We start from the raw sequence: 15487 nt of genomic DNA, 5'->3' as shown, positions 1-15487 counted from the left end.
GTTCATTTAAAGACAGTGATGGCTTACGACTCATAAAAAACTGGATGGCAGAAAAGGGTCAAGCACCATTCCCATTTCAGGAACAGACGTGGCTGCGCTATGCCAATGGCTATTCGGGTATGGTGGTGGCACCAACGGGTTTTGGTAAAACCTTCTCAGTTTTTTTGGCGGTAGTTATAGATTACCTTAATCACCCCGAACAATACAAAAAAGGATTAAAGCTTTTATGGATTAGTCCGTTACGCTCTCTAGCCAAGGATTTAGCCAAAGCCATGACCGAAGCTGTAGATGCTATTGGTTTGGATTGGTCAGTACAGGTAAGAAATGGCGATACACCAAGCGCAATAAGGCGTAAACAAGAACGTCTGATGCCAGATGTCTTACTGACCACACCAGAAACTATGCACCTGTTATTTTCCCAAAAGAAAAATTCCAAATGGTTTAAAGGCGTTAAATGTGTGGCTATTGATGAATGGCACGAACTTCTAGGAAACAAACGTGGTGTCCTCACCGAATTGGCGCTATCTCAATTGAGACAGTATACACCAAAACTCCGTATCTGGGGCATCACAGCCACCATTGGTAATTTAGAAGAGGCAAAACAAGTACTGTTGCCATATCGCGATTTAAAAGTAACTCAGATCACTGCCAAACAAAAAAAGAAATTAGATATCATTTCCGTATTACCAGATGAGGTTGAAGTGTTGCCATGGGCTGGTCATTTAGGAGCAAAAATGGCAAACAAAATCCTGCCAATTATAGCTGCGAATACCACAACATTAATATTTACAAATACTAGAGGGCAAGCCGAGTTGTGGTACCAAGTGCTTTTAAATGCACAACCTGACTTGGCCGGACTTTTAGCCATTCATCATGGGTCTATTGATAAAAAACTAAGAAACTGGATTGAGGATAATATTGCTTCGGGTTATTTAAAAGCCGTCGTTTGTACCTCGTCATTGGATTTGGGTGTCGATTTTAAGCCTGTAGATTGTGTGATTCAAATAGGATCGGTTAAAGGTATAGCTCGATTTATGCAACGCGCAGGACGCAGTGGCCATTCCCCTTTTGAACGCTCTAAAATTTATTTTGTGCCCACGCATTCCTTAGAGTTGGTAGAAGTTTCAGCATTGAAAGAAGCGATTAAAAACAAACAGGTCGAAGCCCGAGATCCCATGGTTTTAACCTATGATGTGCTCGTGCAATTTATGGTGACACTAGCTGTTGGTGAAGGTTTTAATGCTAAGCAATTATTTAATCAAATTCAACAAGTTCATGCTTTTCAATATATGACTGAAGCCGATTGGTTATGGTGTCTTCAATTTATAACCCAAGGTGGAAAAACGTTGAAGTCTTATGAAGAATTTCACAAAGTCCTTTTAGATGATGATGGCAAGTATAGGGTAAAGAGCAGACGCATAAGCATGCTGCACCGTATGAATATTGGTGCCATTGTAAGTGAAGCCCATATGATGGTGAAATTCATGTCAGGTGGTTATATTGGAATGATTGAAGAGTTTTTCATTTCAAAACTTAAGCCGGGTGATAGTTTCATTCTTGCTGGACGCATTTTAGAACTCGTAAAGATTAAGGACATGACCGCTTTAGTGAGAAAAAGCAAAGCGAAAAAGGCTGTATCCCCAAGTTGGTTGGGAGGTAGATTGCCTTTAACCTCACATTTAAGTCATTATTTAAGATTGCAATTATCACATGCTTTACAACCCGGAAGGTTAGAGAAGGAACTACGGTTTTTAAACCCTTTGATCAGTCGTCAACACGAAAATTCCCATATCCCAAAAGCTGATGAATTCTTAGTGGAACTGATTGAAACTAAAGACGGACACCATTTGTTTATGTATCCTTTTGAAGGACGCTTGGTGCATGAAGTGTTTTCATCTTTAATTGCCTATCGAATCAGTAAAATAAAACCCATAACCTTTACCATTGCGATGAATGACTATGGGTTTGAATTGTTAAGCGACCAACCCATTCCGGTACATGCTGATAATATTGAAGGCCTATTATCCAAGGAAAACCTTATGGACGATGTTATTGCCAGTATTAATGCTTCTGAAATGGCTTCTAGAAAATTTAGGGATATTGCTGTTATTGCTGGATTAGTGGTACAATCCCAGCCTAGAACACGAAAAAACAATAAGAGTTTACAATCCTCCTCTGGATTAATTTTTAGAGTATTGGAAGATTACGAACCTGATAATTTATTATTGCGTCAAGCCTATACCGAAGTTTTTAATCAGCAGTTGGAAGAAGCACGTCTGCAGCAGGCGTTTGAGCGTATTGCCAAAAGTAAAATTATAGTAAAACAAGCCAAGTCCTTTACCCCCTTGAGTTTCCCTTTAAAGGTAGATAGCCTACGTGGTACGATGAGTAATGAAAATTTAGATAAACGTATTCAACGCATGAAGGTACAGGCCTTTAAAATTCATTAATTGACTATTGTAACTAAACATATTACCGTAGCAGATGATGGTCTGATCTTAACCAATCAACGTGCTATTTATTGGGATACTCAGAAGGCTTTGATACTATCTGATCTTCATATAGGAAAAACGGCTCATTTTCGAAGGCATGGCATTCCTGTTCCAGATGATATTCTTCAAAAGGATTTAGAGCGTTTACAACAATTGATTCGTCATTTTAAAGCTAAGCAACTCCTCATTGTTGGTGATTTGTTTCATGCCGAAAATAATGTAGATATGTCAACCTTTGAATCTTGGTTGGCACAATTTACAAGTCTTGAAGTTACCCTTATTAAAGGTAACCATGATAGGCAGTCTCATCTATTTATGGAAAAAATGAACATCAAGGTAGAATCTGAGTTGTTCTTGAAGCCCTATTTTTTTGTTCATGAGCCTGGTGAATCCAACTCAGATAAGTTTACGATTTCAGGTCATTTGCATCCTGGGATTTTGATTAAAGGAAAGGGGAGGCAAAGATTGAAATTACCTTGTTATCTCGTCGCTTCAAACCGAATTATATTACCGGCTTTCAGCCTTTTTACAGGACTACATATAATTGATATTCCTGAGCATTCTATCTGCTTTCCATTTACGGAAAGTCAAATTTTTGAATTTAATTAACATGCATTTCGTCGAATAAATATATCTTTTTATCGATATATTAAAATTTATTTTTATGTTTGTTGTCCCAAATTGATCGCTTAGGTGTTGATCTAAGGCGACGAAACTATTAACCGATGAAAAACCTGCTTAAACACACATTTTTAATGTGTATCACTTTTGCGTTTCTGACTTGTACGTCAGATTCAGTAGAAAATAACCAATCACAGGATTTAACACCAAGTCAACTTAATGAACCTTGTGTAGATGAAGATCCAATTACAAGAGTCATTAATAACGGAACTGTTAGTGTGGATTTTAAAGTCATTGATAACAATGGTGTTGTTTTAGTTGATATTCCCAACATTCCTGCAAATACGACAACATCATGGGCTAGTTTTGGAGAGGGTGAAGTACTATTTTCAATAGATAGTAACCAAACATTAGTAAGTGATGATAAGGTTGTACTTACTATGCAATCTTGTATGGCTTATGAAATTGAGATCGATAGCAATAATGAAATAGTGTCTTATATACCTACTTTTCTTTAGTGCAGAAAACTATTATTTTGTTATTGTTTATATCTGTAGTGAAGTATAGGTAATTGGAGCCGCCATCTTTTATTTTAAGCTTTTTTCTTATATCACTCACAGATAATGGGAAATTTCGGGTAGTGACATTCGCTTTCTTAATACCCGTTTTCGTGAATTCTTTTTTGTTGAATGGGATGATCTGTTCTACACGAAATCGTCTTCCGGGAAAATACTGTAATGTATCTGAGGTATACAGATGTGAATGCTTATGAAGTTTGTAAAGATTTAGTTCAGAGCTTATTGAATTGAACGCACCAGCTTTTAAAACGGCTGAATTAGGCTCATATAAATAGTTAAGAGGCCTAGAATAATTTGCTTTTGCTTTAGGTTCGTCGTTATAATTAAATTCAAAAATTTCATTATCATTGGTTGTAAGATTTACGGTTTTAATTTTAAAATCACCTTCAAAACCTCGTTTTAAAATCCAAAGTAATTCTTTAACTTCATTGTTTACTGCAACAATATGAAGTTGTTTTACGCTCCCTAGGTCATTTTTAGTTGCTGTGATATCCAGTAATGGTGATGTTTTTATCATCACGTTTTCCGCATATTTTAAAAAAAGATTTTGAAAGGTTTTTATATTTGGTGTGCAGTCCGAAAGAAGAAAAACCTTGTTTTTTGATTCATCTCTTCTAGAAGGGTCAATATAAATCCAATCGAAGGATTGCTCCATTCGCTTTAAGGCATCAATACCGTTTTCATTTAAGTAACAAACATTGTCAGCCTTAAGAACCTTTTTGTTATGTTTTACAATCTCTGAAAGCTCATTATTAATTTCACAATGGGTAACGGTTTCGATTTGTTTTGAAAAAAAGTAAGTATCAACTCCAAAGCCACCGGTAAGATCTATTAAAGATTTTCCATGAACTAAATTGGCTTTATACTTTGCTGTCACTTCTGATGAAGTTTGCTCTATATTCAGCTTGTTTGGGTAGTAAATATTTTGAGTGTTAAACCATGTCGGTAGCTTTTTTTTGCATCGTTTTTTAGCTTCAATCTGTTCTATTATAAGCTTTTGGTCTATAGCTGCAAAGGGTATCCCTTTAAGTAATAAATCTGAAATATCGGATTTTAAATTTAAATCTATAAAATCTTGTATTTCAATATTTAATACAGATTTATTCAAACTATTACTATAAGTTTTTGGTAAGCTTATTAACAATCTTGGATTCAGATAAAAACTCTTTTAAAATCACTTTAATCGCTGTGTAGGCAGGTACCGCGACAATCATACCAATAATACCGAAAAGGATACCTGCAATAATGATAACCAAAAAGATTTCTAATGGATGTGATTTTACACTTTTAGAGAATATAAAAGGCTGACTAAAGAAATTGTCTACCAATTGGGCAATGATAAACCCAATCATAACATAAGTGGTTTTAGGAAGTATAACTTGACTAAAACTTTCGCCTAGGTTACTTGACATGCTAAGTATGAGCATTAAAAATCCGCTGACTAAAGGACCAACGTACGGCACTAAATTTAGCAATGCACAAAGAAATGCAATAACTACGGCGTTATCTATCCCAAAAACCAGCAGAACTATCGTATAGATAACAAATAGGATTAAAATCTGAAAAATAAGCCCTACGAAATATCGCGATAAGAGGTCTTTAATCTTGTTCCAAGAGCGTTTAGAGCGCGTTTCATTACCCTCTGGTACAAAGGTCATAATGCCATCTTCAAACAATTTGCTATCCTTCAAAAAGAAGAATGAAATAAATAGTACCGAAAACAAACCAATACTAAAGCTACCCAGACCACTAACCAAACTATTAAAAAAGTTTGGAATCAATGAAAAATCGAGCTTGGAAAGTATATTCGAATCCTTTAAAGATTGCTGAACATCAATATTATTGAATTCAAAATAAGTAACAATTTGTTGGTATAGATTGTCTAAATTGATCTCTAGTTGTTTAAAATCCAAGAGTGCTAAATTCTTACCTTGGTCTGTTATCAAAGGAATAAACATACCTATCAAACCAGCAAGTAAACCAATAAACAACAGCATGGTAAAGACAACAGCAATGGTATTGTTGAACTTTAACTTTCGTCTAAGGAACAAAACAATCGGTCTGCCTACTAGTGAAATTACAGCAGCAATGGCTATGTAAACGATTACAGATTGTATTTTGTACAGAAAGAACAAAATTAAGGCGATGCCCAAGAGAATTCCCAAAGCCCTAAGGATGCCATTTGCTATAATTTTTGCATTCATATATCAAAGATGCTGAAATAAATTCAGCAAGACAAATTTAAGAATTAAGTTGTTTAGTGAATTCGTAAAGTGCAATACTAGCAGCCTGTACCACATTCATACTACTGTTGTTTCCGTACATATTGATATGAACAGTAGCCTCACATTGTTTTAATACAGTTTCTGAAACCCCTAAGTTTTCATCTCCTAGGATTAAAGCGATAGGTTGATTATTGATTAGTTTGTATGTGCATAACTCAGTACTATTCTCGGTAATCTCTAAAGCTATTATTTGATGTGTTTTTTTTAATTGAAGAATGACATTATCAATATTTTCTTCAATGCTATGGTTCACATATTTTTCGGTAGCACGCGAAGTTTTGGTCATTCGTCTTCCAATAGGAATGTTATTTCCACAAAAAATAAGCATTTCAATATTGAACGCATCTGCAATACGAAACAAACTTCCGATGTTAGGAGCATTCGTAATGTTATCGCAAACTAAAGTGATGAGTTGCTTTTGCTTTTTAAAGTTTGAAGTGTGATGAGTGAGTTGCAAGAATTAGTAATTAGTTGTTAGTATAAAGTAATTAGTTAATTCTCAAAAGCATATTTTAAAATATTGGCTCCCATTTTAAGTGCCTTTTCACGCACATCTTGTGGGTCATTATGGACTTCTGGATCTTCCCATCCATCACCAAGATCACTTTCAAACGTGAAGAGTAAGACTAATCTACCTTCGTGAAAAATACCAAAGGCTTGAGGCGCTTTTCCATCGTGCTCATGTATTTTTGGTAAACCATTAGGGAATTCAAAAGCAGACCTGAAAATTTCATGTTCTTTTGTGATCTCTTTTAGTTCATTGTTTGGAAACACCTTTTTTAATTCTTTAGTAATATAGGGTTCCATGCCGTAGTTATCATCAATATGAAGAAAACCACCAGAAAGAAGATATTTTCTTAAGTTTTCGGCATCATCATCACTAAAAAACACATTACCATGACCTGTCATGTGTAAAAACGGATATTGAAAAATATCGGTGCTACCAACTTCAACGGTTTGTACATTTTCATTGATATTGGTATCGATGTTATCATTGCAAAACTTTATCAAATTAGGCAGTGCTGTTGGATTGCTATACCAATCGCCACCACCTTTGTACTTAAGCACAGCGACGTCTTGGGCAAAGAGGGCAAGAGCAAAAAGTGAAAAGTAAAAAGTTAGTAGTTTTTTCATATTAAATGTTTTGTCACACTGAGCGCAGTCGAAGTGAAACATTATTATACAAGTTTAGATTACTGCCTTGCGCCTCCGCTAAAGCTTCAGCGGCACGCGGACGCAGGAATGACAACAAATATTATTCATTTACAAAAGCAACCGAATGACAGGCTGCAATGGCAGCCGTCTCTGTACGCAACCGTGTGTTACCCAAAGTTACGGGAATATATTGAGCAGCCAAAGCCATTTCGATTTCTTTAACGCTAAAATCCCCTTCCGGTCCAATAAGTATTACAGTGTCTTTATTTGCCTCTAATTGCGACTTTAATGATTTCTTATCGGTTTCTTCACAATGTGCAATAAACTTATTTGCGGAAAAGGAAGTATCTACAAAATCTTTAAAAGATATAGGCATGTTTAGTTTTGGCAAATAGCATTGTAAAGATTGTTTTATGGCAGATTGAATAATCTTTTCAAAACGCTCTAGTTTTACAACTTTACGTTCGCTATTATCACAAATGATAGGTGTAATTTCTTCTATGCCTATTTCTGTAGCTTTTTCTAAAAACCACTCGTATCTGTCGTTCATTTTAGTAGGTGCAACGGCTAGATGCAAGTTAAAATTTCGCTTTGGTTGAAGTTTTTGGGTTAAGATTTTTACTGTGCAATGTTTAGTGTCAACAAAGGTAAGTTCGGCTTCAAATAACCAACCATAACCATTGGTAATGTGCAATAGGTCTCCAGTTTTTTTGCGAAGCACTTTGACGATATGTCGGCTTTCGTCTTTGTCAAAGTTAAATGTCGTGTCTTTTTCAGAAATATTAGGATTGTAGAATAGCTGCATTAATCTATTGGTTCGGAGTATTGTAAAACGGTAATTTCTTCAATGGTTTTAGAATCGTGAGTTTTTAGAACCACATAATACCAATTTCTGTCTTCTATATCTAAGGTGAAAATATCATCAACATTATGGTTTTTTACAGCTTCTTCAAACATTGGGTGTATATTACCACCTTCTGGAAACCAACCTAAATCGCCACCTTTTTTAGCGTTTAAATCCATTGAATGTAACTGCGCTAACTTATCAAATTTGTAACCTTGTTGGTATTGTGAAATGATTTTATCTCGCTTTTCATTGATGTCTTCTAGGGTCATTTCGTCGCCATCAAAAAAGATATAACTCGCTCTATAATGTAAGGTTTTTTCTTTTTCAATAACTTTGTAATAGGTTGTTTTATAGTCACCCTTAACTACTTTTTTCCCGCCTCTAGAAAGTTTAAAAAGCTCGTCTGCTAACCGAGTTTTATGTTTTTCTTTATTAAAAGTGAAGACTTTACTTTTATTGGATTTTTTATAAGCTTTTGCAAAAATCTCAGCGTCTTCAATAGAATTTATAGAATCAAGTTTAGTTTCTAAAGCATCTTGCGAAAAACTCAAAAAAGGAATACAGAGTAGTAGAAAAAATAATTGTTTCATTGTGTATTTGAATTCGTTTAATTTGGGATACTTACAAAACAACTAAAATTTAAAATTTATATGAAGTTCTATGCTATCTGTTATCAACAGATGTTTTAACAATTTAAATCTTCAATCTTGCCGTAGCCATGACATCAAAATTTGAAAAGTCTTTTTCTAGATACTTTAAATACCCAACAATGGCAATCATTGCAGCATTGTCTGTGGTGTATTCAAACTTTGGTATGTAGGTGGTCCAGCCATGTTTTTGTTCGGCATCCTTGAGTACCTTCCTAATTCCGGAATTTGCAGAAACTCCTCCGCCAATAGCAATGTGTTTAATACCTGTTTGCTTTACAGCAAGTTTTAATTTATCCATTAAAATACCTATAATAGTATATTGTATAGACGCACATATGTCATTTAAGTTCTCTTCAATAAAGTTAGGATTTGCTTTGGTTTCGCGCTGAACAAAATAGAGTATACCGGTTTTTAAACCTGAAAAACTAAAATCAAGACCATCTACTTTTGGTTTGGTAAACTTGTAGGCTTTTGGGTTTCCTAACTGTGCACGTCTGTCTATTTCTGGTCCTGCAGGATAACCAAGACCTAATATTTTTCCACTTTTATCATAAGCTTCTCCAACTGCATCATCAATGGTTTCTCCTAAGACTTCCATCTCAAAATAATTAGTCACTTTTACAATTTGGGTGTGTCCACCAGATATGGTCATGGCTAAAAACGGGAACGGTGGTTTTTGATGACCTTCCTCATTAATGAAATGTGCTAAAATATGCGCTTGCATATGGTTAACGTCAATTAAAGGAATGTCTAAGCCATAAGCTAAAGATTTGGCAAACGACGTACCTACCAATAAGGAGCCCATTAAGCCAGGGCCACGAGTAAAGGCAATAGCACTCAATTGGTCTTTAGAAATACCAGCTTGTTTTAATGCTTGGTGAACCACTGGAACAATATTTTGTTGGTGTGCTCTAGAGGCTAATTCTGGGACAACGCCACCATATTCGGCATGAATCTTTTGGTCTGCCACAACATTACTTAAAATGGTATCGTTACATAATAAAGCAGCTGAGGTATCATCACATGACGATTCTATACCAAGTATGTAAATATTATCATTTTTCATCTCAACTAAATCTTACAAACAATTGGTTTAGTTTTATTAGTATTGGTTAGTAAAATTCTTTTTTTGTTCAATACAATTATTGACTTTCATAATCGTTATTGGGCATAATTATTGTTAATTTTACCAATTATAGTCCAAGTCGGTACCTAACAAAGTATTGTAAGGGCAAAAGTACATGAATTTTTCATCAATTAGTAATCGTTAATCCATATCAAAAGAGTACTCAAAATAATAGGTAAAGTAGTAGGGATCATTCTGCTCTTGTTTCTTATTGTCTTTTTAATTTTGGGTATTCCTGCTGTACAGACCAAGCTTGGTAAGTATGCTACGCAAAAAGTAAACGAAGAGTTTAAAACCGATATAAATATTGGTAAGGTTGGTCTTCAACTCAATGGTGATATAGAGTTAAAAGAAATCCTCATTAGAGATTACAAAAATGATACACTTATAAGTATTGGTGAGTTAAATAGTTCTATCATAAGCTTCAAGAATCTTTACAACAGTAAGTTTAATTTAGGAGATATTGATATTCAGGATTTGGTTTTTAACCTAAAAACTTACAAGGGTGAAGAAGATACTAATCTCGATGTTTTTGTAGCGAAGTTTGAAGATGACAATCCACGAGAGGGCCCAAGCAGTTTCTTGTTTTCCTCTAGTGATTTATCAATAGAAAATAGTGTTTTTAAATTGAGTGATGAGAACCTTGAAACACCAAGAATTTTTGAGTTTTCAGAACTGAATGCCAATACAACCAATTTTTTGATAAATGGCCCAGAGGTTAGTTCGCGGATTAATAAATTTAGCTTTAAGGACAGCAGAGGTATAACCGTAGATAATTTAAAAGCCAACTTTGAGTATTCTTTGGATCATATGAAATTTGACGATTTAACCATTCAAACGGAAAAATCAGAACTCAAAGGAGATTTAAGATTTGACTACCAAAGAGAAGATTTAAAAGATTTTACCGATAAAGTAAACGTTACAGCAAGTTTTAAAGACTCTGAAATATCGCTTACAGAGCTAAACGTATTTTTTGACGAATTTGGTATTAATCAACGTACTAGTTTGAATGCAGATTTATCAGGAACTTTAAACAATCTTGAAGCCAAAAACTTAAATATAAGCACAACAAGAAATACTAGGATAATAGGAGATATTACCTTTAAAAATTTGTTTAGCAAAGAAGACGATACGTTTGCTTTGAATGGTAATTTTAAAAATTTAGCTTCAAATTACAACGATTTAACTGCACTTTTGCCTCGAATACTCGGCAGTGCAATCCCAACGGTTTTATCTAAGGTAGGCAATTTTAAGATTGCAGGAACATCTCAGATTACTGCCAAGCACATAAATGCTGATATTGAAATAGATACTGATTTAGGATTTATAAAATCTGATTTAGAGCTTACCGAAGTAGATGATATTGATAGAGCCAGTTATATCGGAAACATAGTCTTTGATGAATTTGACATTGGTAAGATTATAAATGACCCTAATGCTAAGTTTGTTTCTGCAAATCTTGATGTTGATGGTAAAGGTTTCACTTTAGACAATTTAAGCTCAAACATAAAAGGAGATGTATTTAGTTTAGAGTATAATGGTTATACGTATCGGAATATTCAGGTTTCAGGTGATTTAGGTAACAAAATCTTTAACGGTAACCTTATTGCTGATGATCCAAACCTTCAATTGGATTTCAATGGTTTGGTAGATTTTACAGAAGAGAAAAAGAAATTCGACTTTAAAGCTAATGTAGGTTATGCCAATCTACGGGTACTAAATTTTGTAACTAGAGATAGTATTTCAGAATTTAGAGGCTTGGTCAATATGACAGCAACAGGTTCTAACTTAGATGATGCAAGTGGTGCCATTAACATAAAAAATACAACCTACAAGAACCAGGATAGCAGGTATGCATTTGAGGATTTTGATATTGTATCATCGTTCCAAGGTGATGAGCGTACCATAACTATAAACTCACTAGATATTATCAATGGAAATATAAAAGGAAAATTTAGAACAGAAGATATATTAAAGTTGGTTGAGAATTCCGTTGGAAGTATTTATACCAATTATGAGCCTTTTAAAATAGAAAAAGGGCAGTATATAGATTTTAAGTTCAATATTTACTCTAAAATAGCTGCAGTCTTTTTTAAAGACCTCTATTTAGGCAAAAACACATTTATTGAAGGACGGGTTGAAACAGACGCAAAAGGATTTGATTTTACCTTTAATTCACCAGAAATCAAATTCAAGGATTACTTTGCAAATAATATTAACCTTAATGTAAATAATAGTAATCCGCTTTATAATACTTTTATTGAGATAGATACACTTAGCGCAGGTGTTTATAATGCCTCTGATTTTACTTTAATTAATGTTACAAGAAGAGATACGCTTCTTGTGAAAACGGAATTTAAAGGAGGCAAGAACAATAAAGATATTTTTAACCTAAATCTGTATTACACAATTGATGAAGCTAATAAATCGATTGTAGGATTTAGAAAATCTGATGTAGTATTTAAAGGTTATGAATGGTTTATAAATTCAGAAAAAAATAATTTTAACAAGGTTAGATTCGATAGAACACTTTCTGCTTTTGATATTTTCCCTATCACAATTAATCAAGGTAATGAAATCATAGAAGTTTCTGGGATTATTAGTGATAGTATTAACAAAAATATCAGAGTAGATTTTAAAGATGTAGAGCTGGTGAAAATAACTCCAAGAATAGATAGCTTGGATTTGGCTGGAGTGGTAAATGGAAAATTAGATCTTGTCCAAAAAAATGGTACGTATTTACCAAAGTCTAACTTAGAAATAAGTAATCTATTTGTTAATGATTATGATTTAGGCAATTTAACAGCAGATATAGAAGGTAATAATTCTATTACAAATTATCTGGTTAATGTTTCTCTGGTAAATGATAACCTTACTTCTTTTTTAGCCAAAGGAACCATAGATGTTGCAGAGAATAGACCAATAATTGATTTAGATGTATCCTTTGAAGAGTTTTTGTTGGATCCATTAAATCCACTTGGGGAAGGTGTTATAAGTAATATTAGAGGTTTGGTTTCGGGTGAAGCAAAAGTTACAGGAAGTTTAAACAAGCCCAGCATTGACGGTGAACTACTACTTGATAGGGCAGGCTTATCCATACCATATCTTAATGTAGATTATGGTTTTGATTTTGATTCTAAAGTGTCCTTACGCAATCAGCAGTTTATTTTTAATAATGTTGCGATGACAGACTCAAAATATTTCTCTCAAGGGTATTTGAATGGCTATATAGAGCATAACAATTTTTCGGATTGGGAGCTTGGTTTAGACTTAAGTACAGACCGCTTACTGGTTTTAAACACAGAAGAATCTGAAGACGAATTGTATTATGGTACTGCCTTTGTGTCCGGAGAAGCTAGTATTAGTGGACCGACAGACCAATTAATTATAGATGTACAAGGGAGTACAGGATCAGGAACAGTTTTTAATATTCCTTTAAATGATTCTGAGAGTTTTGGTGATAACTCGTTTATTCATTTTTTAAGCCCAGAAGAAAAGAAAGCTAGGCTTAACGGAGAAGTCACAGAGGCCATTGAAGTAAAAGGCTTGGAGCTCAATTTCGATTTAGATGTAACTGAGGATGCAACTATAGAAATAGTTATAGATAAAGAAGCAGGTAGTACAATAAAAGGAAAAGGAAGAGGTTTCTTGGGGTTTTTCATCAACACCAACGGAACATTTAACATGTGGGGAGATTTTACTGTTTACGAAGGTGTGTATAATTTTAAGTATAGTGGGCTGGTTGAAAAAAAGTTTGAGGTAGAGCGAGGTGGCACTATCGTTTGGGAAGGAGATCCTATGGGTGCAGAGATAAATTTAAAAGCCATCTATCGAACCAAGGCAAACCCATCGGTTCTATTAGACAATCCTATCTCTCAAAGAATTCCGGTTGAAGTAGATATCTACTTAACTGGCGATTTGGAACAGCCGCAACCAGATTTCGATTTGCGTTTTCCAAATGTATCTTCTACAGTCAAGTCAGAGTTAGATTATAGATTGTCGTCAAAAGACATTAGGAATAATCAGGCACTTACACTTCTAGGTACTGGGGGTTTTACAACAACATCAGGTGGTTTGGATATTACAGGAACCCTATCAGAGCGTTTAACAGGAATTTTGAATAATATACTGGGCGACAATAATGATAATTTAGACATAGGCATTGTGGCTGAAATAGGTCAAGATACTCCAGATTTACAAACTAATAATTCGGTTGGTGTTACCCTTCAAACAAAAATTTCAGATAAAGTTTTAGTCAATGGTAAGGTTGGTGTACCATTTGGGAGTGCACAACAAACTACCATAACAGGCGATGTTCAAGTAGACTTTTTACTAAATGAAGATGGTACACTTCGCGCTAAAGTATTTAACAGAGAAAACACCATAAGAAATTTTGGTGAAGAGATTGGCTACACTCAAGGTATTGGTATGTCTTACAGTGTTGAATTTGATACTTTTAAAGAGTTTCTTCAGATTATTTTTTCGGGTAAAAATCGTAAAGACAAAAAGAATATTACCGATGAAAAAGAGGATGAAAATGACGAAAATGACCTTATGCCAGAGTACATATCTATGAAAAAAAAGAAGACAAAATCGAAGTCCTAAACCTTCTTTTTTAAAAATTTATTAAAATATTTATTAACGAAAACGTTTGAATTGTTTTTAGTAACATTTTTTTATGACAATAGTCACATTATTCCGTTTATTGTTTATTAATTTTACTTTGTTGAATAAAATATAAAATGCAACATACAATAAAAAAAGTCGGTGTTTTAACATCTGGTGGAGACTCACCAGGTATGAATGCAGCTATCCGTTCTGTAGTTAGAACATGTGTATATCATGGAGTAGAGTGTTACGGAATCTATAGAGGTTACCAAGGAATGATTGAAGGTGACTTTGAAAAAATGGACGCACGAAGTGTAAAAGGTATCATTAACAAAGGCGGTACAATTCTAAAATCTGCCCGTTCACAGGAATTTAGAACTAAAGAAGGCAGACAGAAAGCTTATGATGCCCTTACCAAAGCTGGTATTGATGCTTTTGTGGTTATAGGTGGTGATGGTAGTTTTACAGGTGCCATGATTTTTAACCAAGAGTTCGATTTTCCGGTTATGGGTATTCCTGGCACTATAGACAATGATATATTTGGAACAACTCATACATTAGGCTATGATACTGCTTTAAATACTGCAGTAGAAGCCATTGATAAAATTAGAGACACCGCTAGTTCGCACAATAGACTCTTTTTTATAGAGGTGATGGGACGAGATGTGGGTCATATAGCATTAAATGTAGGCGTAGGTGCAGGAGCAGAAGAAATTTTAATACCTGAAGAGGATCTTGGTTTAGAAAGACTACTTGAGTCGTTGCGAAGAAGTAAACAATCAGGTAAGTCATCTAGTATAGTAGTTGTTGCTGAAGGTGATAAAATTGGAAAGAATGTGTTCGAATTAGCAGACTACGTTGAAGAAAATAAGGGAGAATATGAAGTACGAGTTTCAGTCCTTGGTCATATGCAACGCGGAGGAAGTCCATCATGTTTTGATAGAGTATTAGCAAGTAGAATGGGTGTTAAAGCAGTTGAGTCCTTAATAACCGGGAAAAGTAATTTCATGGTGGGTCTTAAAAACGATATAATGGATTTGACTCCATTTGACCAAGCAGTAAAAGGAAAATCAAAAATTAATATGGAACTATTAAGAGTTTCAGATATAATGACAATTTAAAACT

Annotated in this window: 12 protein-coding genes; 5 read left to right on the top strand and 7 right to left on the bottom strand. The window is 34.4% G+C overall.

Annotated features, from left to right (window positions below):
• Nucleotides 1–44: 44 nt before the first annotated feature.
• The 3 genes from ACPX19_RS13675 (at nt 45) to ACPX19_RS13665 (ending at nt 3631) form a co-directional block, all read left to right on the top strand.
• On the top strand, nt 45–2450 hold the full coding sequence (locus ACPX19_RS13675; protein ID WP_426432461.1) for a ligase-associated DNA damage response DEXH box helicase: 2406 nt from the start codon (nt 45–47) through the stop codon (nt 2448–2450).
• Nucleotides 2451–3101, top strand: a complete 651-nt coding sequence (pdeM, locus tag ACPX19_RS13670) for a ligase-associated DNA damage response endonuclease PdeM (protein ID WP_426430593.1) — start codon at nt 2451–2453, stop codon at nt 3099–3101.
• Between the two features lie 116 nt (nt 3102–3217).
• A complete protein-coding gene (locus tag ACPX19_RS13665; RefSeq protein ID WP_426430592.1) occupies nt 3218–3631 on the top strand; it encodes a hypothetical protein in 414 nt (137 codons plus the stop codon).
• On the opposite strand, the gene ACPX19_RS13660 is transcribed toward ACPX19_RS13665, so the two are convergent.
• The 7 genes from ACPX19_RS13660 to tsaD form a co-directional block, all read right to left on the bottom strand.
• Nucleotides 3618–4799, bottom strand: a complete 1182-nt coding sequence (locus tag ACPX19_RS13660) for a THUMP-like domain-containing protein (protein ID WP_426430591.1) — start codon at nt 4797–4799, stop codon at nt 3618–3620. The genes ACPX19_RS13665 and ACPX19_RS13660 overlap by 14 nt on opposite strands.
• Nucleotides 4800–4806: 7 nt before the next feature.
• Nucleotides 4807–5895 carry an AI-2E family transporter gene (locus tag ACPX19_RS13655; RefSeq protein ID WP_426430590.1) on the bottom strand — a complete coding sequence of 363 codons (1089 nt, stop codon included), beginning with the start codon at nt 5893–5895 and terminating at the stop codon, nt 4807–4809.
• 37 nt (nt 5896–5932) lie between these two features.
• Entirely contained in the window at nt 5933–6433 is a 501-nt protein-coding gene (locus ACPX19_RS13650; RefSeq protein WP_426430589.1) for a TrmH family RNA methyltransferase, read from the bottom strand.
• A gap of 35 nt (nt 6434–6468) precedes the next feature.
• Nucleotides 6469–7110: a DUF4159 domain-containing protein gene (locus ACPX19_RS13645; protein ID WP_426430588.1), complete on the bottom strand. Its 642-nt coding sequence runs from the start codon at nt 7108–7110 to the stop codon at nt 6469–6471.
• A 121-nt stretch (nt 7111–7231) separates the two neighbouring features.
• A complete protein-coding gene (locus ACPX19_RS13640; protein WP_426430587.1) occupies nt 7232–7936 on the bottom strand; it encodes a 16S rRNA (uracil(1498)-N(3))-methyltransferase in 705 nt (234 codons plus the stop codon).
• The gene (locus ACPX19_RS13635; RefSeq protein ID WP_426430586.1) at nt 7936–8568 is read right to left on the bottom strand and encodes a peptidylprolyl isomerase; all 633 of its coding nucleotides are present in this window, start codon (nt 8566–8568) and stop codon (nt 7936–7938) included. The genes ACPX19_RS13640 and ACPX19_RS13635 overlap by 1 nt, the downstream gene beginning before the upstream one ends.
• Nucleotides 8569–8671: 103 nt before the next feature.
• On the bottom strand, nt 8672–9694 hold the full coding sequence (gene tsaD / locus ACPX19_RS13630) for a tRNA (adenosine(37)-N6)-threonylcarbamoyltransferase complex transferase subunit TsaD (protein ID WP_426430585.1): 1023 nt from the start codon (nt 9692–9694) through the stop codon (nt 8672–8674).
• A 285-nt stretch (nt 9695–9979) separates the two neighbouring features.
• On the opposite strand from tsaD, the gene ACPX19_RS13625 reads away from it, so the two are divergent.
• Entirely contained in the window at nt 9980–14359 is a 4380-nt protein-coding gene (locus ACPX19_RS13625) for a translocation/assembly module TamB domain-containing protein (protein ID WP_426430584.1), read from the top strand.
• A 137-nt stretch (nt 14360–14496) separates the two neighbouring features.
• Nucleotides 14497–15483 (top strand): 6-phosphofructokinase, encoded by a 987-nt coding sequence (gene pfkA, locus ACPX19_RS13620; RefSeq protein WP_426430583.1) that lies wholly within the window; start codon nt 14497–14499, stop codon nt 15481–15483.
• Nucleotides 15484–15487: the final 4 nt, after the last annotated feature.

This window comes from Winogradskyella sp. HB-48, assembly GCF_049942685.1.
In the GTDB taxonomy this organism is placed as follows: Bacteria; Bacteroidota; Bacteroidia; order Flavobacteriales; family Flavobacteriaceae; genus Winogradskyella.
Note: the sequence above shows the minus strand (reverse complement) of the source record. Positions and strands in the feature narration are given on the sequence as shown.